Source organism: Mycetohabitans endofungorum, from assembly GCF_002927045.1.
GTDB lineage: Bacteria > Pseudomonadota > Gammaproteobacteria > Burkholderiales > Burkholderiaceae > Mycetohabitans > Mycetohabitans endofungorum.
In genome coordinates this window covers 123320-146764 of record NZ_PRDW01000002.1, presented here as the reverse complement: position 1 = coordinate 146764, position 23445 = coordinate 123320, and the positions used below count along the sequence as shown (strand labels likewise).

The following is a 23445-nucleotide window of genomic DNA, read 5'->3' as shown; positions in this document are numbered from 1 at the left end:
GGCCGACGGCAGAGCAAGCAGTGTCAACCTGCCATCGATATACGCACGGCTTGGCGCGGCCGCCTGCGTGTCGGCCCGGGCACCACACCGCCCGCGGGTTCGCCAACGGCCCGCTGTTGCCAGGCGTCACGGATGCGCGTGGACTGGAGTTCCGTTTCGATCAACTTGCCGCGCAGATCGCGATAGCGGGCCGGCGCCTGTTTCGTCAGGTATGTTGCCAGACGATCATGGCTGGCCTCCAGGTCCGGCAACGCATCCGCGGGCGACGGCAGCACGCCTTGCTGGACGCTGATGAACTGGTCCAGCGTGCTGGCAAGCAATTGACGGCCGGCCGGCGTATCCACAGGACCATTCGCCAGCGTGCTCAACGCATCACACACGACCAACGCGTGCCGATACAAACGCTCGTCGTCTATCAGATCGTCACGCAATCCCCGCAACAGCTGCGTCACATCGGCTGGACTGACAGGCCTCGCCGGCTGCGCCACATTGTTCGGCGTGCCGGCCTCGGGGCGCGCGTCCGCCATGCGCGTATCGGCGCGTAGTCCCCGCTCGATATGGCTGTATGCGTGAAGCTTGGTCTGCAGCTTGCGATCCAAGTAGGCCAGTTGCGTCTCGATCATCTGTCCCAGGACACGGGCCTGCTGCGTATGATTGGCAGGATCCGCCAGCCACGCTTTCAGGCCCGTTCGGGTCAAGTGGCGCCGCGACGCATGCCATGCGTGCCGGGCTGCCTCGCGCGCATTGCCCCACGCGCCCGTTACAGCACCCCTTGCGCCCGCAACTGGCTTCGGGTGAACCGCGGCACGCGCAAAAGCCGACGCCGCGTGGATGCGGCCCGCCGCCGCCTCTCCGGTACGTCTGGCGAATTGCGTCAGTTGCTGCGCGCGGGTCGGTTTGGGGCCACGGCGCGCGAGCACGTCCTCTGCGTCAGCAGTGTACGTGGATGAGTCGTCATACCGCTTCGAACATTGCGCGGCGACATCCGCGAGGAAAGTCTGGCGCTGATCCTCGCGCTGGGCCGCCTGATGATAGAAGGCAGCACGCAAATCAAAGCCCGCCAACGGGCGATCGTCCGCACACAGCAGATCGACAGCGGCTAGGAAATGACGGTCGAGTTCCGGATCATCGTCATGGTAGTAGCGCTGGTAACGCTGGAGACGGCCATGCCCTTTCAGATACTGAAGCGAAAAGAAAATCATCATGGCGCCGGCCACGCCGGTCGCCGCCGTGAGCACAACCGGTGCGGCCGGCGTGGCAAGCGCCGTGCCGCCCGCGGCCACGATGCCGGCCAGCGCGAGCTTGGACACCGTACCGGCAGTATACAGGCCGCTGCCGGCGACAAAACCCTTGTTCCAGCGCGTATAGTGGGTAAAAAACGCATCATGTTGCTGTGTTTTTTGCCGATAGAACTCGGCATAGCGATGCCGCAGCGCGTGCTCGTCCCACGACGCGGCATCGTGGGACGTCATGGCCGCGCCCTGCGCGGGCGACTGTTGCAGCCATGCGCCGACCCGGCAATCGGTACGGTTCTTTTCCGCGCGGAACGCATCGCGCTTGTTCCGGGACTTATGCAGCATATAGCCACCCAGCGCCAATGACCCGGCTGATGCGATCGGCCCCAGCGCCATCGCACCCAGCGCGCCAGCCGCGCCGGCGGCCGCCGTCGCGGCTGCACCACCCTGCTCGATGATGTAGTATGCCTTGGTGCCGGTATCGACCGCGCACTTCGCTGCAATCGCACTGCCCGATACAAAGGAGCTGGCCCCGATCACCGTGTCCGCATCGTTTTGTTTGCGCAGAAACCGCAACGCGGTCCGTCGCTCCTGCTTGATCGCAGTCAATTTAGGCAGCGTCTGGCCGCTGCCGGCGGCGGGATCGGTACGCGCGCCGCCGCCTGCGCGCGCCGCCGCCCGGCCTGATGAGACATCGTCTCCTGCCGGCTGCAGTAGCGCCGCCAGCGCTTGTAGTGCCGCGATTTCCTCGTCAACCTTCGCCAGCGCCTGATCCAATGCCTTACCCGTCTCGCGCGCACGGCGCCACTCGGCCAGACCCTCCACGATGGCCTGCCTGGCCAACAGCAACAATGGCGCGGTCATGCCAGCGGTCACCGCAAGATCGGCGATACCATGCGCAATGCCGGCGTCCTTCAGCCAGCCGAGCGGATCCCGAGCCAGTAGCGTCGCCGCCTCGTTGAAGGCTGCTTGCACGCCCGCGCCGTCCCCCTTGGACACCTGGATCAGCGTAACCACAATCACGTACAAGCAATGTACAAACTCGTCCGCGTCGATCGCCAGCGCGCCGCTGCCGTCCTGGTCGCCACCGATGCACTCTGTCGCGAGCCGCTTCACCGTTTCGTAAAGCGCAGGGTCGCACGCCAGTTGGGCGCCGTGAGGCACACGCGCCTCACGGCGCCATGCCATCCATTCGTCGATGGCAAGCTTGCGTTCATCCATGGTCGGACATTCAGATCGTTCCGCGGGCGGCAAGCGCGACGTCGGGGTCTGCGGCGTGCGGCCGACCGATGGTAGCCGACGCGACGGTGGCCGGCACGCGTCATCATGTGAGAGCCGATTCAACTCGCTTAGTATGTCTGAGCAATCGACAACGCAGGACACCTGGATTTCCGGCAGCGTGGGCGGTGCATCGAGACGCTGGTGACCAGTGCGACGCCCGGCGCGCCGGGCGCCCGGCGTCCATTGTGCAGTCGAAAAAGTCGCAGCAGCAGCGTGGGCTGAAAAGTTCGACAATGCGCCTAAAGCCACGGGAACGGTGCAAGCGTTGGAAGCCGAGGTCGAGGCGAAAGCGTGAGAAGTTGAGAAGGACAACATGGATGCGCATTCAGGAAAGTAAGGCGCACTCATATTAATGAGAATAATTATCATTCCATTCAACGATGCGAAGGCCAGCCCACACCAACGCAACCCGCTCCCGTCTGCGTCTGTTCCGACAGCGCCAGGGCGGCTGACAAAGCATCGGCTGCGTCGCCAACTGGGCCACTTGTTGAATGGCTTTTTCGCACGCCCCGCGGCATCATAACGGCACTGCAGCTACGCCAGCGTCGGCCGCGCCGGCTGGCACGCAACGTTTCTAGGAAGGAACACCATACGATGCAAACCGTGCTGCTCACCGGTTTTGAGCCGTTCGAGAACGAGCCGATTAACCCCTCATGGGAAGCCGTGCACGCACTGGACGGGGCGCGCATTGCAACCGCGTCGAGCGACGCGCTCGTGCGTGCGTGGAGGATGCCGGTGCGCTTTCGCACGCTCGACCAGGCGCTGCTGGACGCGCTCGATGCAACGCGTCCGTCGCTGGCAATCTGTGTCGGCCAAGCCGGCGGGCGTCCGGACTTGTCCGTCGAGCGCGTCGCCATCAACGTGGACGATGCACGCATTCCGGACAACGACGGCTACCAGCCGATCGACGCTCCGATCGTCGCCGACGGGCCGGCGGCTTACTTCTCCACGCTGCCGATCAAGGCGCTCGTCCATGCGCTGCGCGAGGCTGGCATCCCGGCGTCGGTGTCGCAAACGGCCGGCACCTTCACCTGCAATCGCCTCTTCTACGTGCTGTCGCACCACATCGCGACACGCGCACCGCAATTGCGCGGCGGCTTCGTGCATATACCCTATACGCCGCGACAGGCCGCGCGCCACCCAGGTCAGCCCAGCCTGCCGACCGCGTCCGTCATCGAAGGGCTGAAGGTCATCGTGCGGACTGCCTTGTCAGTGCGCATGGATTTGCCGGAAACGGGCGGCGCGTTGCACTAAACCGTCTACGCTGGCCTGTCACCTCGGCACGGCACAACCACATCCGCAATCCTGCCGCCTCGGCACGGCCCAACCGCATCCGCACGATCCTGCCGCCTCGCGGCCAGCGCCGTGATGGCGACGCGAGCAGCCCGGCACACGTCAGCGCGGCGCGACATCAAAGCCGCGATCTCGCAACAGCGCGAGCACGCCCTTCTGCCCGCCGAGATGCAGTGCGCCGATCGCGACGAAGATCGGCCTGTCGGGCTCGGCAAGCAGCAGCATGCGTGCAACGAAGCGCTCGCTGCGCTGGAACACGATCCGCTCGTCAATGCGCCGCGACAACGCCGGCGAGCGCGCCAGTTTCGCCGATTGCCGCGCCTGCCAGTTCGCCATCGCATCGGCATCGCCGGCCCGCCATAGCGCATGCAGGATGCGCACGTCGGACACGTTATCGGCCGGCGTCTGCCGCAAGTCTTGCGCGAGCATCTCGCGTTGCTCGGCGAGCGTCAGTTTGGTGAAAGCGGCGATTTGCTCATCGCGCGTCTCCAGACCGACGATACGTCCCACGTACAGGTTTTCGAGCTGTGGCTCGGAGCCATACTCGGCCTGCAACCCGGCCGACAACGAGTCGTAGGTCTCGATCAGCATCGCTGCCAACCATGGGCGTGTCTTGCGGATCGCCGCAAGCCCGGCTGGATTGCCGCGCATGCGACGCACGATCTTCGCCCACATATCGGCCGGCAGCAACCGTGGCAGACACGCATATGAGCACATGCCATAGCGCGTCACATCGTCCTGCGACATCACCAGATCGTCGGGCGAAAGCTCGAATGCCATGCACGACGCCGCACGCAACGCGTCGATGATCGGTTGCCGGAACGGTTGCTCGGCCGGATAGTCAGCCGGGTCGCCAACGTGCAGCGTGCCGAACAGGTACAGTGTCAGGGCACCTCTGGTCGCGACATAGAACGGCATGTGCGCAGGCCGCGGCACACTCGCCTGGGCGGCGCCGGGCCGACTAGACGCCGTTCCATCGTCGGCTTGCAGCGCCGGCTGACCGTGCTGGCGCGGCGGCGTGGCCGCCTCGGTCTGGCTGGCGGATATCGGCACGGTTGGCGGCCCCAGCGGGGCCTGCACCATGGACGCGCCGGACAATGCGTGCGCGGATGATGCGATACCGGCCAACAATCCGAAGGCGACCCGCCGCGCGAGCAACTTGGCCAGGCCGGTATTGCATCGCGCGCGGCGGCCGCGCCGCCACTCAAGCATCCATCTCCTCCGCACGATGGCAGGCCACTTGGCGGCCGTCAACGTCGCGCAACCTCGGCTCCTCGGCCATGCACCGCTCGATCCGGTACGGACAGCGCTGATGGAATGTGCAGCCGCGAGGGGGATTCAACGGCGACGGCAGCTCCCCCTCCAGCTTGATCTTGATGCGACGGTCGGATTCGAAAATAGCCGGTGTAGCCGACATCAACGCGCGTGTGTACGGATGCCGCGGCCGCGCGAAGATGGTCGCCTTGGCCCCTCGTTCCGCGATGCTGCCGAAGTACATCACCATCACATCGTCGGCGACGTGCTCGACCACCGCGAGGTTGTGCGAAATGAACACGTAGCTGGTGCAGAACTTGTCCTGCAGATCCATGAACAAGTTCAAAATCTGCGCCTGGATCGACACGTCCAGCGCTGACACCGGCTCGTCGGCCACGACGATGCGCGGCGTCAGGATCATCGCGCGCGCAATCGCCACGCGCTGCCGCTGCCCGCCGGAGAACATGTGCGGATACCGCTTCGCGTGCTCGGGCCGCAGGCCGACCGTGCGCATCATCTCGGCGATGCGCGATGCCCGCTCGCCGGCGCTCATCTCGGTATTGATCGCCAGCGGCTCGGCCAGCGTCTGCTCGACCGTCTTGCGCGGGTTCAACGAGGCAAACGGGTTCTGGAACACCATCTGGACGCGTTTGCGCAACTCGGCTAGCTGTTCATCCGTGGCGGTCGCAACATTGGCGCCATCGATCAACAGGCGGCCGGACGTCGGGCTCTCGACTATCGTCAATTGCCGCGCAAGCGTTGACTTACCGCATCCCGACTCGCCGACAACCGCCAACGTGCGACCACGGGCGAGCGAAAACGACACGCCGTTGAGCGCCTTCACTGTGGCCGTGCCGAACATGCCACGGCGCACCTCGTAGTGCTTGGTCAGTTGGTCCGCAACCAGCACGGCATCCTTGGCCGTCGCCGTGTCGCGGGCATGCGCCACCGCGCTCATCGTTCACCTCCGTTCTCGTGCGTGCCGCGCGCGTGCGGGTCATGCCGGTCGTCGGCAACGCCACCGGCGGGCGGCGCGGCCGGCGCCGCGACGCACTCGCCGGCGTCGTCTCCCGGCGTCGCGCCGGCCAGCGCAATGCGCCCCGCATCGAGTATCGGCGCCGCGACCTTTTCCACATTCAGGGGACGGATGCATCGGGCACGCATCGCGTCGTCCTGCGCATCGAGTTGCGCGAGCGCGGGCCGCCCCTTCCAACAATCGTCAACCCCATACTTGCAACGCGGCGCGAACAGGCAGCCACTGGGGCGGTCGCCGTGGCCAGGCACCATGCCGGAGAGCGCCGCGAGCCGCCGCGCACCGCGGTTGTGCTCGGGAATGGCCGCCAGCAGCGCCTCCGTGTACGGATGGTGCGGCGCCGAGAAAATATCCGGCACGCGGTTCATTTCGATGATCTCACCCGCATACATCACCGCGACCCGCTGCGCGACCTCGGATACCACGGCCAGGTCGTGCGAGATCAGCACGAGCGCCATACCACGCTCCTTCTGCAACCGCACCAGCAGGTCCATGATCTGCGCCTGGATCGTCACGTCCAGCGCGGTGGTCGGCTCGTCGGCGATCAGCAGTTTCGGGTTGCACGCCACGGCCATGGCAATCATCACGCGCTGATTCATCCCGCCCGACATCTGGTGGGGGAACGCGTTGATGCGGTTCTTCGCGTCCGGGATGCCAACCTGCTCGAGCAGGTCCAGCGCGCGGCGCTCCAGGGCCGCGCCGCGCAACCCTTCATGCAAGCGGAGCACTTCCTTGATCTGGTAGCCGACCGTATAGCTTGGATTCAGACTCGTGAGCGCGTCTTGAAACACCATCGCGATGTCCTTGCCGACGATACGCCGGCGCTTAGCCGGCGACGCGCGCAACAGGTCAACGCCGTCAAAGCACAGTTCGTCGGCGCTGACACGCCCCGGCGGGTCGATCAGCCCCATCAGGGCCATCGACGTGACGCTCTTGCCCGAACCGGATTCGCCGACAATGCCGAGCACCTCGCCGGCGGCCACCGACAGATTCACGCGATCGACCGCGGCCAGTCCGTCGAAGTCGACATGCAGGTTGCGGATCGTCAGCAACGGCGCACCTGCATCGCACGGTGCATTCGGATTCGGGCTCATGACAACCTCTTCAATTTCGGATCGAGTGCATCGCGCAGCCCGTCGCCGAGCAGGTTGATGGCCAGCACGGTGACCAGAATCGACAAGCCCGGCATCGTGACGATCCACCACGCGTTGTCGATGTAGTCGCGCGCGGAGGCCAGCATCGCGCCCCATTCGGCTGAGGGCGGCTGCACGCCCAGGCCGAGAAAGCCGAGCGCGGCGGCATCAAGGATCGCGGTCGAGAAGCCAAGCGTGGCCTGCACAATCAACGGCGCGGTACAGTTAGGCAGCACCTGAGAGAACATCAAGCGCAACGTGCCGGCGCCCGCCACGCGCGAGGCGGTCACATACTCCTTTTGCAGCTCGCCGAGCGCAGACGCGCGCGTGAGCCGCACGTAGGCGGGCAGCGCGACGATTGCAATGGCCAGCATCGTGTTGGCCAATCCGGGGCCGATCACGGCCACGACCGCCACCGCGAGCAACAACGACGGCAGCGCGAGCAGCACATCCATCAGCCGCATGATCGGCGCGTCGCCCCAGCGCGGAAAGAATGCGGCGGCCAGCCCCAGTACGATACCTGGCAGCAGCGCCAACACGACCGACACCAGGCCGATGAAGAACGACAGCCGCGCGCCGTACATCAACCGCGACAGGATGTCGCGTCCCGCTTCGTCAGTGCCCAGCACGAACTGCCAGTTGCCGCCGGCGAGCCACGCCGGTGGCAACTTGACGAACTCCCGGTACTGCTCGATCGGGCTATGCGGCGCCAGCAGCGGCGCGAACAGCGCGACCACGATCAATATCGTGACCACCACGAGCGCGCCGACTGCGCCGTGGTTGCGCGAGAATTGGGCCCAAAATTCGCGCGCCGCCAGCAAGCGTCCGGACGGCGGCGGCGTCACCGCCTGCGGCGATGACAGGGGTGGGGTTGGCAAGTCTGCCATCGTTACCTCGTGTGGCGAATGCGCGGATTAAGCACGCCGTACAGCAAATCGACGAGCAGGTTGACCAGGATGACCAGCGTCGCGATCATCAGGATGCCGCCTTGCACGACTGGGTAGTCGCGGCGCGAGATTGCGTCGATCAGCCACTTGCCGATTCCAGGCCACGAAAACAGAGTCTCGGTCAACACCGCGCCCGCAAGCAAAGTGCCGACCTGCAGCCCAATCACCGTGACAACGGGAATCAGCGCGTTGCGCAGCGCGTGCACGAGGACGACCCGCGCCGGCGACAAGCCCTTGGCGCGCGCAGTGCGGATATAGTCCTCGCGCAGCACCTCGAGCATCGACGAGCGCGTCATCCGCGCAACGACCGCCAGCGGAATCGTGCCCAGCACCACTGCCGGCAGGATCAAATGCGACACAGCGGACTTGAACGCGCCCTCATCGGTGGATAGCAGCGAATCGATCAGCATGAAGCCGGTCGTATACGGAATGTCGTATTCCACCGCGATGCGCCCAGACACCGGCGTCCAGCCGAGCGTGACCGAGAACAGCATGATCAGCAGCAGCCCCCACCAGAAGATCGGCATCGAATAGCCGGTCAGGGCGGTCCCCATCACCGTGTGATCGAGCCACGAGCCGCGCCTGAGCGCCGCGGCAACGCCCGCCGGCAGGCCGAACAGCAGCGCGAACGCCATGGCGCAGACCGACAGCTCCAGCGTCGCCGGAAAGCGCGCGAGGAACTCGTCCATCACGCTGGTATTGGTGATCAACGACGTGCCGAGATTGCCATGCAACGCGCGACCAACATAGTGCAGATACTGCAACGGCAGCGGCTCATCGAGCCCCAGGCGATGCAGCGCCTCGGCATGCATCTGCGGATCGACGCCGCGCTCGCCCATCATCACTTCGATAGGGTCGCCGGGTATCAGATGAATAAGCGCGAACGCGAGAAGGGTGATGCCGATAAACGTCGGTATGACCATTCCCAGGCGGCGCAAGACAAAACGGATCATGAAAACTCCCGTTTGTGGGTGCCAGTGCGTGAGCGGCGGCGCGGGCTCGCGCCCGGGCCGCCGCAGTCCATGCTTAACGCTTGAGCGGCGTGTCGTCGCCAGCGTCACGCAGGACGATGTCGAAACGCTTACTTCAAGCTCACGCCGTCAAAACGGGTGTAACCTAGCGGATCGATCTTGAAGTCGACGACGTTCTTCGCGATCGGCTGGTATGTCGTCGAATGCGCGAGCGGCGAGAACGGCAGCTCCTTGGCAAAGATCTTCTGCGCCTCGAGGTACAGCTTCGTGCGCTGCGCCTGATCGGTGGTCTCGCGGCCCTTGACAACCCGATCGTCGAAGGGCTTGTAGCACCACCTGTCAAAGTTGTTGCCATGGACCGCGTCACAGCCGAGCAGCGTGCCGAGCCAGTTGTCGGGATCGCCATTGTCGCCGGTCCAGCCAATCAGCATCGCGTCGTGCTCGCCCGCATGGGCGCGCTTAATGTACTCGCCCCATTCATACGTGACGATCTTCGCCTTCACGCCAACCTTCGCCCAGTCGGCTTGGATCATCTCGGCCATCAGCTTGCCATTCGGGTTGTACGAGCGTTGCACCGGCATGGCCCACAACGTGACCTCGGTGCCTTTCTTGACGCCCGCCTTCTGCAACAACGCCTTGGCTTGCTGCGGATCATACGGCAACGCCTTGATCGATGCGTCGTACGACCATTGGGTCGGCGGCATCGGGTTGGTCGCAAGCTGGCCTGCGCCCTGGTACACTGACTCGATGATGGCCTTCTTGTTGATCGCCATATCCAGCGCGCGGCGCACCTGCGCGTTGTCAAACGGCTTATGCTCGACGTTGTACGCCAAGTAGCCGAGGTTGAAGCCCGGCTTAGACGGCAATTGCACGTTCGGGTCGCTCTTGAGCGATTCGATGTCAGCCGGCCGCGGATAGACTGTGATCTGGCATTCGCCGCGCTTGAGCTTCTGACTCCGCACGCCCGGATCGACAGTGATTGAAAAAATCAGCTTGCCGACCTTAACTGCGCCCGGCTTCCAGTAATCGGGATTGCCGTCGAAACGGATCGTCGCATCCTTCGTGTAGCGTTTGAAAATAAACGGTCCGGTGCCGATCGGCTTCTGGTTCAAGTCCGGCGCGCGATTGGCCTTGAGCAGCGCGTCCGCATATTCGGCCGACTGGATCGATGCGAACTCCATCGCCAAGTTCTGCAGAAACGGCGCGTTGACCTCCTTCAGCGTGAACCGCACGCTATACGGACCGCTTTTTTCGACCTTTGCGATCAGCTTGTCCAGCCCCAAGTCAGTGAAGTACGGGAACTGGACCTTGTACGCCTTGTTGAACGGCAGATTCGGGTCGAGCATCCGATTGAACGTGAACAGCACGTCGTCGGCATTGAAATCACGCGTCGGCTTGAAGATGTCATTCGAGTGAAACTTTACGCCATGACGCAAATGGAAGGTGTATTGCAGGCCGTCCGGCGACACATCCCACTTTTCGGCTAGGCCAGGCTCGATCTTCGTGCCACCACGCTCGAACTCGACCAGACGATTGAAGACGGTGAACGTATTGGCGGTGAAATCGGTGCCGGTGGTGTACTGCGCCGGATCGAAGCCCGCGGGGCTGCCCTCGGAGCAATAGACCAGCGTCTTGTTGGGCAGCGACGCGGCTTGCGCGAGCCCGGCGCCACTCAGTGCCAGCGCGGTCACCACGGCGAGCACGGCATTATAGGTCGGGCGGTAGGTTTCGGATAACGGACGGTTATGTGGCATGCTTGCTCCGAATTGTCGTCCCGGGATCTCCGGTGTAGGCGCGAGTGTACTGGATTTCGCCAAACCGGCAAGGCGGAAAAAAACGTACGTTCGACAAATTCTCAACGGCCGACGCGCGCCGGGCCGTCCTTGTTGCGCTCAGGCGCGCAGACGCTCGCAAATCGCCTTGCTGGCCACCGCGCCGTTCAGCGTGTAGAAATGCAATCCTGGTGCACCGTTCACGACCAGCCGCTCGCACATTGCGGTCACGACATCCAGCCCGAATGCCCGAATAGCGTCACGGTCGTCACCAAAGCTTTCCAGTCGCCGCGCGATCCACTTCGGGACCTCTGCGCCACACATTTCGGAAAACCGCATCAGTTGCGCATAGTTCGTGATCGGCATGATGCCGGGCACGATCGGTGTGTCAACACCGAGCTTGCGCACGTCGTCGACGAAGCGGAAATAGGCGTCCGCGTTATAGAAATACTGTGTAATTGCTGAATTTGCGCCCGCCTTCACCTTGCGTGCGAAATTCTCCAGATCCGCTCGCGGCGACCTCGCCTGCGGGTGGTATTCAGGATACGCAGCCACTTCGATATGAAACCAGTCGCCGTGCTCGGCGCGCACGAACGCAACCAAGTCGCACGCATAGCGCAGTTCGCCGACCTCTCCCATGCCGGAGGGCAAGTCGCCGCGCAGCGCGACGATGTGCCGGATGCCGTGCCTGCGGTACTGCGCCAAAACGCCGCGCAAGCTCTCCTTCGACGCGCCGATGCACGACAAGTGCGGCGCGGCCTCGAAGCCCTCGCCCGCCATTTCAAGCACGGTATCGAGCGTGCCCTGCTGTGTCGAGCCGCCGGCGCCAAATGTCACCGACATGAACTTTGGCTTAAGCGGCGCCAGTTGCGCACGCGTTGCGCGCAGTTTATCGACCCCTTCCGCCGTCTTCGGCGGAAAGAACTCGAACGAGATTTCAGGCAAGGACATAGAAGTATTGGAAAGAGATACGCGCCGCCGGCGTGCGTCCAGCGCGCGTTAGTACCAGCGCTCAACGGTAAAGCGATGCCCAAGGATCAGCGCGCTCAGCAGATACGACACGATGCTGTACAGGATCGAGCCAAAGAATGCCGACCAAAAGCCGGAGACCTCGAACCCCTTGAGCAGCGTCGCACACAACCAGAAGCACAACGCATTGATCACCAGAATGAACAATCCCAGGGTGAGCACCGTCAGCGGCAGCGTGAATAGGATCAGGAGCGGCCGGATAATCGCGTTGATCAACCCGAGCACGAGCGCGACGATCAACGCGGTGCCGAAGCTCTTGATTTGGATCGACGGCACAATATACGTGATGATCAGCAGCGCAAGCGCATTGATCAACCAGGTCAGCAATACAGTCATCGGGGGCTCCCTGTGATGCGGCCGGGGCGCGCCGGGGCACGTTATCGATCGTGCCCCGGCGCGCGTGCAGCCGCAGTTAGTAACGGTAGTGGTCCGGCTTGAACGGGCCGTGCTTGTCTACGCCAATATACCGCGCCTGCGCGTCGCTAAGCTCGGTCAGTGTCGCGCCGATGCGCGCCAGATGCAGCCGCGCGACCTTTTCATCCAAATGCTTAGGCAGCACGTAGACCTTATTCTGATACTGGTCGCCGCGCGTGAACAACTCGATCTGCGCGAGCGTCTGATTCGTGAACGAGTTGGACATCACGAACGATGGGTGGCCGGTCGCGCACCCCAGGTTCACGAGCCGCCCCTCGGCCAGCAGAATCACCCGCTTACCATCCGGGAAGATAATGTGGTCCACTTGCGGCTTGATGTTCTCCCACTGGTACTGGCGCGTGGACGCCACATCGATTTCGGAATCGAAGTGGCCGATATTGCAGACGATCGCGTTGTGGCGCATCGCCTTCATGTGGTCGTGGTTGATCACATGATAGTTGCCGGTGGCCGTCACAAAGATGTCGGCCTTGTCCGCCGCGTAGTCCATCGTGACGACGCGATAGCCTTCCATGGCCGCCTGCAATGCGCAGATCGGATCGATCTCGGTCACCCACACGGTCGCGCCAAGCCCGCGCAGCGATTGCGCGCAGCCCTTGCCCACGTCGCCGTAGCCGGCCACCACAGCAATCTTACCGGCGATCATCACGTCTGTGGCGCGCTTGATGCCGTCCACCAGCGATTCGCGGCAACCGTACAGGTTGTCGAACTTGGATTTGGTCACTGAATCGTTCACGTTGATGGCCGGGAACGGCAGTCGGCCCTCGCGCTCCATCTGGTACAACCGATGTACGCCGGTCGTGGTTTCCTCGGTCACACCGCGAATGTGCGCGAGGCGCGTCGAGTACCAGCGCGGGTCCGCGTCAAGGTGGCGGGCAATCGCGTTGTACAACGCGACCTCTTCCTCGTTGAGCGGCTTGGCGATCACCGAGCGGTCCTGCTCGGCCTGCGCGCCGAGGATCAGCAGCAGCGTGGCATCGCCGCCGTCATCGAGAATCATGTTGGCGAACTGGCCGTTCGGCCATTCGAAGATCCGGTGCGCGAATTCCCAGTATTCGTCGAGCGATTCGCCCTTGTACGCGAACACCGGCGTGCCAGTTTCGGCGATCGCTGCCGCAGCGTGGTCCTGCGTCGAGAAGACGTTACATGACGCCCAGCGCACGTCGGCGCCTAGCGCCTTCAGCGTCTCGATCAGCACGCCGGTCTGGATCGTCATGTGCAGTGAGCCGGCGATGCGGGCCCCCTTCAGTGGCTGCTCAGCCTGGTACTCGTCGCGGATCTGCACCAAGCCCGGCATTTCGGTCTCGGCGATGTTTAGCTCTTTGCGGCCCCACGCGGCAAGCGACGGGTCGGCAACAACACAATCCTGGGATAGGCTTTTTTCGTAGACTACGGCGTTCATCACGCCTCCTTTTCTGTCAAAAGAAATAAAAGACGTGAGCGCCGTTGTGGCGACGACCGCACGCGTTGAACGCGCAAAACGGACCGCCGATCGAAGCGTTTCGAGCCTGGCGGCTGTCAGCCGTCGCAACGCTCCTCGAAACGAGTCGCAATTGTAGCAAAACGACAGAGATCGCTCAATTGAGCCAGACGGCCAGCAGCGGGGCCAGCAGCACCATCACTACACCACAGATCATCATCGTCAGGCTGGCGACGACGCCCTCCTGGCTGCCCAGCTCGCGCGCCTTGACGGTTCCGGCCCCGTGCGCCGCCGCGCCGAGCAACGCACCGCACGCCAATCGGCTCCTGAGCGGCAGGATCGCCAGCACCAGTTCGCCGACCAGCATGCCGACCACGCCAGTCGCGATCACGAACAATGCGGTCAGATCACGCGACGCATGCAGCCGGTCGGACACCGCCAACGCGAACGGCGTAGACACCGAACGCGTGAGCAGGCTGTGCTGCAGGTCGGCGGACAAATGCAACAACCGCGCCAGCGCGAGCGAACCGGCGACTCCGGACAGCACACCCACGGCAACGCCGACCGACAACGACAGCCAATGGCGCCGGATTAACTGTCGGTACTCATAGATCGGCACCGCGAACGCAACCGTGGCCGGGCCCAGTAGCCACATCAGCCAGCGAGTATCGCGGAAATAGACCGGATACGGGATGCGCGCGAGCAACACGATCGCGCCAAGCGCAACCGGCACGACGAGTAACGGCGTCAGCCAAGGCCAGCGAAAACGAGCATAGAGCGCCTTCGAGCCGAAGTACAGCACGATGGTCAGCGCGAAGCACGCCGCCGCGATCCACGACGCGGCACGCTCCGATGCGATCAGTGCGGGCAGCGAGGGCATGATGTTACCGACTACGCGGCATGCCCGCGTGCGCGCCGCAGCGCGAGACGCCGCTCGAGCTTCGCGGTCTGCTCGACCGCGACCGCAACTGCCACCATCGCCAGCAGCGTGCCGCACACAACCACCAGCGCAAGACGCCAACCTTGCGCCTTGAGCACGTCACCGTACTGGACGGCGGCAACCGCGGCCGGAATGAAAAACAACAGCATTTCGGACAACAGCCAGTCCGCGCCGGCCTTGACCCAGCGTGGCGCGATGCGGCCGGAGAACAGTAGTACGAGCAGCAGGCCAAGCCCCAGCACGCCGCCGTTCATCGGCAGGCGCATGACTTGGGCCAGCGCATCGGCCGCTAACCACAGCAGCGCCAGCAGCGTGCTTTGTGCCGCGACAATCGCACCTCTTTTGAGCGCACCCGCCACCCGGCCCGCCGACGGCACGACAGGATTGGCGTACGAGGAATTGGCGTTCATCATGCACTCCGTGGATTTGATGGGCCGCCCATCGCGCGACGACAATGGCCCACACTATTCATGCAAATCGAGTATAGGTTGCCAAGCAACATAAATATAATGAATTACAATCATGTTTTCCATTCCAAAATGGAATAGTGTTCCATGGAACTGCGCGCGCTGAAGTACTACGTTGAGGTCGTCCGGCAACAGAGTTTCACGGCGGCGGCCGAACGGATGTTCGTCACGCAGCCCACGATCAGCAAAATGGTCAAGGCGCTCGAGGACGAGATCGGTTCACCGCTGCTGCTGCGCGACGGCCGTCAAATGGTGCTCACCGACGCCGGCCGGATCGTGTACCAGCGCGGCCAGGATGTGCTGGCCGCCCACGCGCAATTGCAAGCCGAGCTGGACGATTTGGGTACGCTGGGCCGTGGCCAACTCACGCTGGGCATCCCGCCAATGGGCGGCGCGTTGTTTACCCGCGTGATCGCCGTGTTCCGGCAGCGCTACCCGGGCATCGACCTAAAGTTGTTCGAGCAGGGCTCGCGCGCGATTGAGACCGCGCTGCTGGCCGGGGAACTGGAATTGGGTGCATTGCTGCAGCCGGTGGACACCAACGTGTTCGACGTGCTGCCGGTCAGCCGTCACCCGCTATGGTTGATCGCCCCGCAAGCGTCGCGCTGGCGCGACGCCGCGCGGGTCGACTTGACAGAGTTGGCCCATGAGCCGTTCGTGCTCTACGGCGAAAGCCTGGCGTTGAACAATATCGTGCTGGAAGCGTGCCGCAGGGCCGGGTTCTCACCCACCATCGCGGGGCGCAGCGGGCACTGGGACTTCATCACCGCGCTGGTAGCCGCTGGCGTGGGCGTTGCGCTGCTGCCCCGCCCGTACTGCGAGCGGCTGGATCCGGAGCGCTTCACGCGGGTGCCCGTCGAACCGGAGATCCCCTGGGACATGGCGCTGAGTTGGCGTCGCAAGCGCTACCTGTCGCATGCGGCGCGCGCGTGGTTGGCCGTCGCGCGAGAGCTGCTGCCAAGCCGGGACGGTGACGATTTCATCGGGCCGCCGGTGGGCATCTGAAGACAGGCGGTTCAGACGGCGCGCGCGGACCGTATCGAAATCGTTAGGGGCGGCAAGCTGCTGATGCGCGGTAGGCGCCGTCGTGCCCGTCGAGCGTGGCGTGTAGCAACGCGTCAAGCGGTCGCAGGGCGAACCATGAGGGGTTCGACGGCTTTGCGTCGCTGTGCAGGGTGAAGCCGGTACCTGACCCAGCCATGACTGAACTTGCGACACCTGCTCGCTCCGTCCCTATGGCCGGCCGTTCGCGACGATGGTGCTCAACGGTGATGCGGCGAACGGGCGCGCATCACACGACGCCACATACAACCATCACGACCAGCGACACGGCGAAGATCGCGGCGCCGATCGTCTTGCGCCGGTTCAGTTCGGTCCACAGCAACACGCCGGTCAACGACAGCAGCACCAGGCTGCCGGCGATCGTATCGACGAGCAAGGTCCAACCGATACCCATGCCGGCGCCGCGGTGCATGTTGTTCAACATGGCGAGCAACGTCCCTTCAGTGCGCTTGACTGATACGGTCGGATTGCCTTGCCAGTATTCGATCATGATCGACGTCCTCGGGCCGGTGAGCATCGCGCTCCAGTGCTCCGGCTGCATCACGCTGCGATCGCCCCACGCGACCTTGTGCGCCGGCTCACGCTGCGTGCGTCCGATACGGCCATCAAAGCGCAGTTCACAGCCGACCCACTCGGCGAGTGCTTGCGGCGAATCCGGAGCAGGATCGGGCAGCGGCAGCCGCATTTGCGACACTTGCGGCTCACCCGGCGAGATTTTCATCGGCCCGCCGCGGTGATTCAGCAGAAAGCCGGTCACGCCGAACATCAATCCCAGCACCGCGCCCCACAGGCCAATCCAGCCGTGCACGTTGCGCAGCCATTTGAGGAACGTCGAGCGGCGCGTCATGTCTCGCCCCACATGCGCAGAAGATTGTGATAACACCCGATTAGCTGCCGCCGCGCGACATCATCGGCATGATCGCGGTTCAGGCGCTGGATCGCCGTATCCAGGTCGAACAACAGCGCGCGCCTGGCGTCGTCGCGCACCAGGCTCTCGATCCAGAAAAAGCTGGCGAGTCGCACACCGCGGGTGACCGGCGCGACCCGGTGGACGCTGGTCGCCGGATAAACAACCATGTCGCCGGCGGCCAGCTTGACCTCGTGCGCGCCATAGGTGTCCTCGATCACCAGTTCGCCGCCATCATATTCGTCGGGCCTGGCCAAAAACAGCGTCGCCGACACGTCGGTGCGCAGCTTCGCGCCATGCCCGGGCACGATCCGGATCGAACCATCGACGTGGTCGCCGAACGTCATCCCGGCGCCATAGCGATTGAACAGCGGCGGATACACGCGGTTGGGCAACACCGCGCTAATGAACAGTGGGTGCCGCTCAAGCTCGGCCAGGATCATGTCACCCAACTCGCGCGCAATCGGCGCGCGCTCGTCGATTTGCTGGTTGTGTTTGACCGGCGCACCCTGGTAGCCGGCTGTCGCGCGACCATCGACCCACGCGTGGCCGGCCGCGTCCAGTGCGGCGCGTATCGCCTGTAGCTGCTGCGGCGACAATACGTTTGGTATAGACACGATCATCTCGCGGCGCCTGCTATCGGTTGCATGGTTAGATCCGGTAATTGAATGTCGCCAGCAACGTGCGGCCCAGCCCCGGCACCGCGCGCCCGCCGTCGGACGGAATCAGTGCATCGTAGTAGCGCTTGTCCGTCACGTTCAGCAGGTTCAGCTGCACGTCGTACTGCTTGGCGTGATACGCGAGCATGGCGTCCCAGCGCGTATAGCCGCCAACAGACACCCGGTTGTTGTTCGCCGCATAGCGCGCGCTCACGTAATTCAGGCCACCGCCCGCCTGCCAGTGCGGCATGAATTCATATGTCGTCCACAGCGTGAACATGTTGCGCGGCGTATTCGCCGGCGTATTGCCCTGCGTGCCGTCCTTCGCGCCCGTGATGCGGCTGTTCAAGTACGTATAGCCGCCGTATAGCTGCCACTTGTCCGTGATCCGGCCCGACGCACCAAACTGATAACCCCGCACCCGCACGTCACCGTCGATCGAATACGCGCCGCTCGCGTCCTGCGTGCGCGCGTTGGACTTGTCGATGTTGAACAGCGATTGTGAAATCGACAACATGCCGCCCAGTAAGTCCCATTTGTTGCCCACCTCGTATGAGCGGTTCGTTTCGGGCTTCAGATTTTGCGTGCCGTTGGTCAGCGTCAGCGCCTCGAGTGACGGATTGAACGACGTGCCGTATGATAGGTAGTACGACTGTACATCGTCCGGCTGGTAAATCACGCCGCCGCGCACGCTCGTGTAGCTGTTCGTCTGCGCGGCATAGGACGGCGCATTCATCGAGTTCGCGATATGGGCCTGATAGCGGTCCCAGCGCACGCCGCCGACCACCTTCCACTGCCGCGTCAGCGACACCGTGTCATTCACATACACGCCAATCGAGTTCGCGCTGGACTGCGCCAGGTTGCCGGTGCCACGCATCACATCGGCTGGCCGCGGCACGTAAGCCGCACCGGTCAGCGGCACCACGCCAATCACGTTGCTCGGCATGCCGGCGCCGGTTGCGGTATAGGACTGGTTGTGGTACGTCTCGTGCCCAAGCTCGATACCGGCGATCAAGTCATGCTTCAGCGCCCCGGTCGCAACCTTCCATTCGACGTCCGTCGCGTTATAGAGCGAGTGATCGTTGATCACTCGGTCCTTGCCCATCAGCTTCACGTACAGGCTCGATAGCGGCAACGACGTGTAGTTGCCGCTGGACAGCGCACGCGAGCCGGCGAGCGGCCCGGTCAGCACACTGGCAGCATTGGTTGCGCGCGCATCGGTCGCGTAGTGGCTGAACTGCGTCTGGTTGCGCAGCTTCAGTTCATCACTGAACCGGTGCTCGATACGCGCCGACAATGTCTGCACGTCCTGCACCGTGCGATCGCCAGTGTAGCCGTAAAAGCGCTCGCGGCCCGCCAGCGCGGGGCGCCCGTTGACCGCCGGCACGCCATAGTCCGGCATGTCACGATTGTGCTGGATCAGCGCCGACAAAGTGATTTCGGTCGGCGTTCCGATACCCAGGCGCACCTGCGGCGCAATACCGAAATCCTTGTTGCGCATCGCGTCGCGCGTGGCGCTCACGCTCTGGCCAAATGCGTTGACCCGCACCGCCGCGGTATCGGAGATCGGCTGGTTCACGTCGACTGTGGTCCGGTAATAGTCGCCCGTACCGACGGTACCGCTTACTTCAGCCGAACGCGTCAGATTCGCTTTCTTGCTGGCCTGGTTAATCACGCCACCGGTGGAGCCGCGTCCGAACAACATTGACGACGGCCCGTACAGCACGTCGATCGATTCGAGGTTGAAGGTGTCGCGATAGTACTGCCCGCGGTCGCGGAAGCCATCCAGATAGATATCGGTGCGAGCCGTGAAGCCACGCAGATTGATGTTATTGCCGATCTGCCCACCTTCGGCCCCGCCGATCGTAATGCCCGGGACATTGCGCAGCGCGTCGGCAAACGACGCGACGCCCTGCGATTGCATCAAGGCCTTATTGACCACCACCACCTCCTGCGCAATGTCCCGCAGCGCGGTGGGGCGCTTTGCGCCGACGTAGGCGCGCGTTGCCTGGAAATCGGCCCGGTCCGTATCGCCGGTGACCCGTACGGCGGGCAGCGCGGCACTGGTCACGGCGTCGTGCCACGTGTCCTGTGAACTGGAACCGGGCTGCGCGGACTGGGCAAGCACGGGCATCGGCACGGTAAAAGCGGCCACCAGCGCCGTGGCGAGCGGCGTCATCTTCGTCATTGTCGGTATGTCCTGCGAAAGGCGACGCTTGCGCCATCGCGATCGCATGGCGTCGCCCGCACGGCAAAGCGCCCTGTCTTGATTGTCGGCTGGCTCACGCCGCCCTATTACCGTTGTCGCGGCACGGGCAAACGCGGTTGGCTGGCGGCTCAGTTCGCATATCCAGCATCACTCGGAAATGCGAATCGTTATCATTACATGTATCGCGTCTTTTTTCAACTGGTGGATGGCGGATACTCGCTATCGGCAGCCCACTTCACACAGGCCACAGCGGCGGCTCCTGCAACGCACCGACCTGCTCGCGCAGCTCCAGGATACGATCCTCCCAGTACCGGTGTGTGTTAAACCACGGAAATGCGGCAGGAAACGCCGGATCGTCCCACCGACGCGCAAGCCATGCCGCATAGTGGATCAAGCGCAACGTGCGGAACGCTTCGATCAAGTGAAGCTCGCGTGAATCGAACTCGCAAAAGTCCTCGTAGCCCGCCAGCACGTGACCCAGCGCATGGCTCGCCTGCGCGCGCTCGCCCGGCAGCAGCAGCCACAGGTCCTGGATCGCCGGTGCCATCCGGCTGTCGTCGAAGTCGACGAAATGCGGGCCGGCATCGGTCCACAGCACGTTGCCTTGATGGCAGTCGCCGTGCACGCGCAACGCTTGCACATCGCCGGCGCGTTCGAACGAGGCATGCACCGCTTCCAGCGCCAGCTGGCTGATCGTCTCGTAGGCCTGCCGCAGCTCGATCGGCACGAAGCCGCTGGAGAGCAGGTACGCACGCGGCTCATGGCCAAACGTGTCGATGTCCAGCGGCCCGCGGGCGACGTAGTCGCGCTGCCGGCCGATCGCGTGGATGCGGCCGATGAAGCGCCCCAGCCACTGCAGTGTGGCGCTGTCATCCAACTCTGGTGCCCGGCCGCCACGCCGCTCGAACAAGGCGAAGCGGAAACCGTCGATCTCATGCAGCGTATGGCCATCGAGCGTGATCGCCGGCACGACCGGGATTTCGTGCTCGACCAGTTGCGCGACGAACGCGTGCTCCTCCAGGATCGCCTCATCGCTCCAACGCCCGGGCCGGTAGAACTTCGCCACCAGCGGCGCGGCGTCTTCGATGCCGACCTGATAGACGCGGTTTTCGTAACTGTTCAGTGCAAGCAACCGTCCGTCGGTGCGGCGGCCGCCGTGCGCCAGCACGGCATCGAGCGCGTCGAGCACGCGCTCAGGCGTTAGGCCCGCGTAGGGAGCCAGGGCGCCGGCATCGGCGCGCGGCGGATTGTTGAGGCTGCGATCATTGGGTTCCATCCCGTCATTGTGCCTGAGCGGCGCACGGCCCGGGCATCACCACACGCGGACGGGGACGAGACGCAGTCCTGTTCGTGGCAGTGTCTGCAGCAGGCCCTCGCCAACGCCACAGCAGGGCTACATCAGTGCAGCGGTGCGCCCGCCGAGCGTGCCACCTCGCCAGTCTCGATCAAATCCGTCAAGAAGAACGGCTCGGTGTTGAGCTGCTTGGATTGCCCCGGCTCGCCCTCGAACCACGCCACCATCGCCATGTCGCCCAGAATGCGCAATACGATGCCGCGCGCGTCGCGCGGCACCGCGATATGGCTAGAACGTACGATCGAACCCACCTTCATGATTTCCCCCATTTTGATATTCGCCCGGCCCTCGTCCCCGGTCCTGCTGGTGCCTGGTGCCATTGTGCCGAATTTGACGCACCGGTGCCGCCCGTCAACGCGGCCGGCTGCCTCGTCGCCACGCAATGTGCGACCCATTAGCGCAACCTCGGCCTGACCGATTGCACTAGTCAGCTAGAATAGCCGGTTTCACCGAAGTCGGCTGCGCCGCTCCCCGGCTGCCGAGTACTGCCTTATGTCATTGTTTCGAAAGAAAAATATTGGTCATATGCTGGCCCGCCGCAATGCCGACGACAGCTTGCGCAGGGCACTGGGCCCCCTGGATCTCACGCTTCTGGGCATCGGAGCGATCATCGGTACCGGCATTTTCGTGCTGACAGGGACCGGCGCGTTGATCGCCGGCCCCGCCCTGACGCTGTCTTTCGTCATTGCGGCGATCGCGTGCTGCTTTGCGGCGCTCGCCTACGCCGAATTCTCCTCGACGATCCCGGTTGCCGGCTCGATCTATAGTTATTCGTATGCAACGCTCGGCGAGCTTGCCGCTTGGATCATCGGCTGGGATCTGATGCTCGAATACGGGCTCGCGACGTCGGCGGTGTCGGTTGGGTGGTCCGGCTACCTGCAATCGTTACTGTCCGGCTTCGGCATCACGCTGCCGCAAGTATTGACTGCGGCGCCAGGCACCGTGCCCGGCCACACAACGTGGTTCAACCTGCCAGCGTTCCTCGTGATGATGGCCGTCACATTCTTGTTATCAATCGGCGTGCGTGAATCCACCCGGATCAACAATGTGATGGTCGCGATCAAGGTAGCCGTCGTGCTGCTGGTGATCGCGGTCGGCGCGTTCCATGTCCGGCCCACGAACTGGCACCCATTCATGCCGATGGGCTGGTCTGGCGTATTCGGGGCCGCCGCGGTAATGTTTTTCGCCTTCATCGGGTTCGACTCGGTGTCATCCGCGGCGGAAGAGGTCAAGAACCCGAAACGCGACTTGCCGATCGGCATCATTGCGTCGCTCGCCGTTTGCGCGGCGCTCTATGTGACGGTCGCCGCCGTGGTCACCGGCATCGTGCCGTACGGTGAGTTCGCGAACGTGTCGCATCCGGTGTCCTACGTGCTTCAGACGATCGGCGCGGACTGGGTCGCCGGCTTCGTCGATCTGGGTGCGGTGCTCGGCATGCTGACGGTGATTCTGGTGATGATGTACGGTCAGACACGCATCATCTTTGCGATGTCCCGGGACGGCTTGCTACCTGCCGCGCTCTCGCGCATCCATCCGCGCTTCCAGACGCCGCTGATCACCACCTGGCTGGTCGGCATCTTTTTCGCGTTGATCGGCGCGCTGGTGCCACTGGACGTCTTGGCAGAGTTGATCAATATTGGCACGCTCGCCGCGTTTTCGATGGTCTCTGTCGCCGTGCTGATCCTACGCCGCACGCACCCGACGCTGCCGCGCGCATTCCGGTGCCCAGGCGTGCCGCTCGTGCCGATGCTCGCGGTCGCATCCTGTGTGTTCCTGATGGCCCATTTGCAAGCAATGACGTGGGTCGCATTCGTGGCATGGCTGGCACTGGGACTGACCGTGTACTTCGGTTATTCACGCCGGTATGCGAAGCTCGCATTGAATCCCGAGCACGGATAGCGCTCGCGGCGGACCGGATTGTGCCTGCATACACGCTGTTTCGTGTGCGCAAGCCGGGCGTCCGGTTATTGTGCCGACCGCATTCGGCAATACGGCGGCGCGCTGGCCGCCTACGGCGGATACCCTACAGGATTTCGCGAGGAGGGCC

The 23445-nt window shown here is 63.9% G+C and carries 20 protein-coding genes and 1 riboswitch; of the genes, 3 read left to right on the top strand and 17 right to left on the bottom strand.

The genetic code is table 11. The annotated features are described in order from the left end of the window. Positions 1 to 23: 23 nt before the first annotated feature. Positions 24 to 2456 (bottom strand): hypothetical protein, encoded by a 2433-nt coding sequence (locus B0O95_RS02360; protein WP_104076458.1) that lies wholly within the window; start codon positions 2454 to 2456, stop codon positions 24 to 26. Between the two features lie 654 nt (positions 2457 to 3110). Here B0O95_RS02360 and pcp point away from each other — a divergent pair. Further along, positions 3111 to 3770 (top strand): pyroglutamyl-peptidase I, encoded by a 660-nt coding sequence (pcp, locus tag B0O95_RS02355; RefSeq protein WP_104076457.1) that lies wholly within the window; start codon positions 3111 to 3113, stop codon positions 3768 to 3770. 141 nt (positions 3771 to 3911) lie between these two features. On the opposite strand, the gene B0O95_RS02350 is transcribed toward pcp, so the two are convergent. The 11 genes from B0O95_RS02350 to B0O95_RS02300 all read right to left on the bottom strand — a co-directional run bounded on the left by B0O95_RS02350 (position 3912) and on the right by B0O95_RS02300 (position 15153). Then, a complete protein-coding gene (locus B0O95_RS02350) occupies positions 3912 to 5021 on the bottom strand; it encodes a TraB/GumN family protein (protein WP_104076456.1) in 1110 nt (369 codons plus the stop codon). Then, positions 5014 to 6021, bottom strand: a complete 1008-nt coding sequence (locus B0O95_RS02345; protein ID WP_104076455.1) for a peptide ABC transporter ATP-binding protein — start codon at positions 6019 to 6021, stop codon at positions 5014 to 5016. Before B0O95_RS02345 ends, B0O95_RS02350 begins: the two co-directional genes overlap by 8 nt. Then, positions 6018 to 7190, bottom strand: coding sequence for an ABC transporter ATP-binding protein (locus B0O95_RS02340; RefSeq protein ID WP_104076454.1), 1173 nt, complete (start codon positions 7188 to 7190; stop codon positions 6018 to 6020). The genes B0O95_RS02345 and B0O95_RS02340 overlap by 4 nt, the downstream gene beginning before the upstream one ends. Further along, positions 7187 to 8116, bottom strand: a complete 930-nt coding sequence (locus tag B0O95_RS02335; protein ID WP_104076453.1) for an ABC transporter permease subunit — start codon at positions 8114 to 8116, stop codon at positions 7187 to 7189. Before B0O95_RS02335 ends, B0O95_RS02340 begins: the two co-directional genes overlap by 4 nt. 2 nt (positions 8117 to 8118) lie before the next feature. Beyond that, positions 8119 to 9129, bottom strand: coding sequence for an ABC transporter permease subunit (locus B0O95_RS02330; RefSeq protein WP_104076602.1), 1011 nt, complete (start codon positions 9127 to 9129; stop codon positions 8119 to 8121). A gap of 128 nt (positions 9130 to 9257) precedes the next feature. Then, positions 9258 to 10901, bottom strand: coding sequence for an ABC transporter substrate-binding protein (locus B0O95_RS02325; protein ID WP_199180410.1), 1644 nt, complete (start codon positions 10899 to 10901; stop codon positions 9258 to 9260). Positions 10902 to 11039: 138 nt separating this feature from the next. Continuing rightward, entirely contained in the window at positions 11040 to 11870 is an 831-nt protein-coding gene (metF, locus tag B0O95_RS02320) for a methylenetetrahydrofolate reductase [NAD(P)H] (protein ID WP_104076451.1), read from the bottom strand. A 48-nt stretch (positions 11871 to 11918) separates the two neighbouring features. Then, on the bottom strand, positions 11919 to 12284 hold the full coding sequence (locus B0O95_RS02315) for a phage holin family protein (RefSeq protein ID WP_104076450.1): 366 nt from the start codon (positions 12282 to 12284) through the stop codon (positions 11919 to 11921). 76 nt (positions 12285 to 12360) lie between these two features. Continuing rightward, entirely contained in the window at positions 12361 to 13782 is a 1422-nt protein-coding gene (gene ahcY, locus B0O95_RS02310; protein ID WP_104076449.1) for an adenosylhomocysteinase, read from the bottom strand. A gap of 29 nt (positions 13783 to 13811) precedes the next feature. Further along, positions 13812 to 13925, bottom strand: a riboswitch (S-adenosyl-L-homocysteine riboswitch). A gap of 32 nt (positions 13926 to 13957) precedes the next feature. Then, the gene (locus B0O95_RS02305) at positions 13958 to 14680 is read right to left on the bottom strand and encodes an LrgB family protein (RefSeq protein WP_104076448.1); all 723 of its coding nucleotides are present in this window, start codon (positions 14678 to 14680) and stop codon (positions 13958 to 13960) included. Between the two features lie 11 nt (positions 14681 to 14691). Beyond that, positions 14692 to 15153 carry a CidA/LrgA family protein gene (locus B0O95_RS02300; protein WP_104076447.1) on the bottom strand — a complete coding sequence of 154 codons (462 nt, stop codon included), beginning with the start codon at positions 15151 to 15153 and terminating at the stop codon, positions 14692 to 14694. Between the two features lie 141 nt (positions 15154 to 15294). Here B0O95_RS02300 and B0O95_RS02295 point away from each other — a divergent pair, with 141 nt between their 5' ends. Then, positions 15295 to 16212 (top strand): LysR family transcriptional regulator, encoded by a 918-nt coding sequence (locus B0O95_RS02295; RefSeq protein ID WP_104076446.1) that lies wholly within the window; start codon positions 15295 to 15297, stop codon positions 16210 to 16212. Between the two features lie 286 nt (positions 16213 to 16498). Here B0O95_RS02295 and B0O95_RS02290 read toward each other — a convergent pair whose 3' ends face one another. The 5 genes from B0O95_RS02290 to B0O95_RS02270 all read right to left on the bottom strand — a co-directional run bounded on the left by B0O95_RS02290 (position 16499) and on the right by B0O95_RS02270 (position 21655). Next, positions 16499 to 17152 carry a PepSY-associated TM helix domain-containing protein gene (locus tag B0O95_RS02290; protein ID WP_370641796.1) on the bottom strand — a complete coding sequence of 218 codons (654 nt, stop codon included), beginning with the start codon at positions 17150 to 17152 and terminating at the stop codon, positions 16499 to 16501. Beyond that, positions 17113 to 17799, bottom strand: coding sequence for a Fe2+-dependent dioxygenase (locus tag B0O95_RS02285; RefSeq protein WP_104076445.1), 687 nt, complete (start codon positions 17797 to 17799; stop codon positions 17113 to 17115). Before B0O95_RS02285 ends, B0O95_RS02290 begins: the two co-directional genes overlap by 40 nt. Before the next feature lie 28 nt (positions 17800 to 17827). After that, positions 17828 to 20023 (bottom strand): TonB-dependent receptor, encoded by a 2196-nt coding sequence (locus tag B0O95_RS02280; protein ID WP_104076601.1) that lies wholly within the window; start codon positions 20021 to 20023, stop codon positions 17828 to 17830. Positions 20024 to 20279: 256 nt separating this feature from the next. Beyond that, a complete protein-coding gene (locus B0O95_RS02275; RefSeq protein WP_104076444.1) occupies positions 20280 to 21320 on the bottom strand; it encodes a serine/threonine protein kinase in 1041 nt (346 codons plus the stop codon). Positions 21321 to 21442: 122 nt separating this feature from the next. Continuing rightward, a complete protein-coding gene (locus tag B0O95_RS02270) occupies positions 21443 to 21655 on the bottom strand; it encodes a hypothetical protein (protein ID WP_104076600.1) in 213 nt (70 codons plus the stop codon). A 235-nt stretch (positions 21656 to 21890) separates the two neighbouring features. On the opposite strand from B0O95_RS02270, the gene B0O95_RS02265 reads away from it, so the two are divergent. Beyond that, the gene (locus B0O95_RS02265) at positions 21891 to 23297 is read left to right on the top strand and encodes an amino acid permease (RefSeq protein WP_104076443.1); all 1407 of its coding nucleotides are present in this window, start codon (positions 21891 to 21893) and stop codon (positions 23295 to 23297) included. The last annotated feature ends 148 nt before the right edge of the window (positions 23298 to 23445 follow it).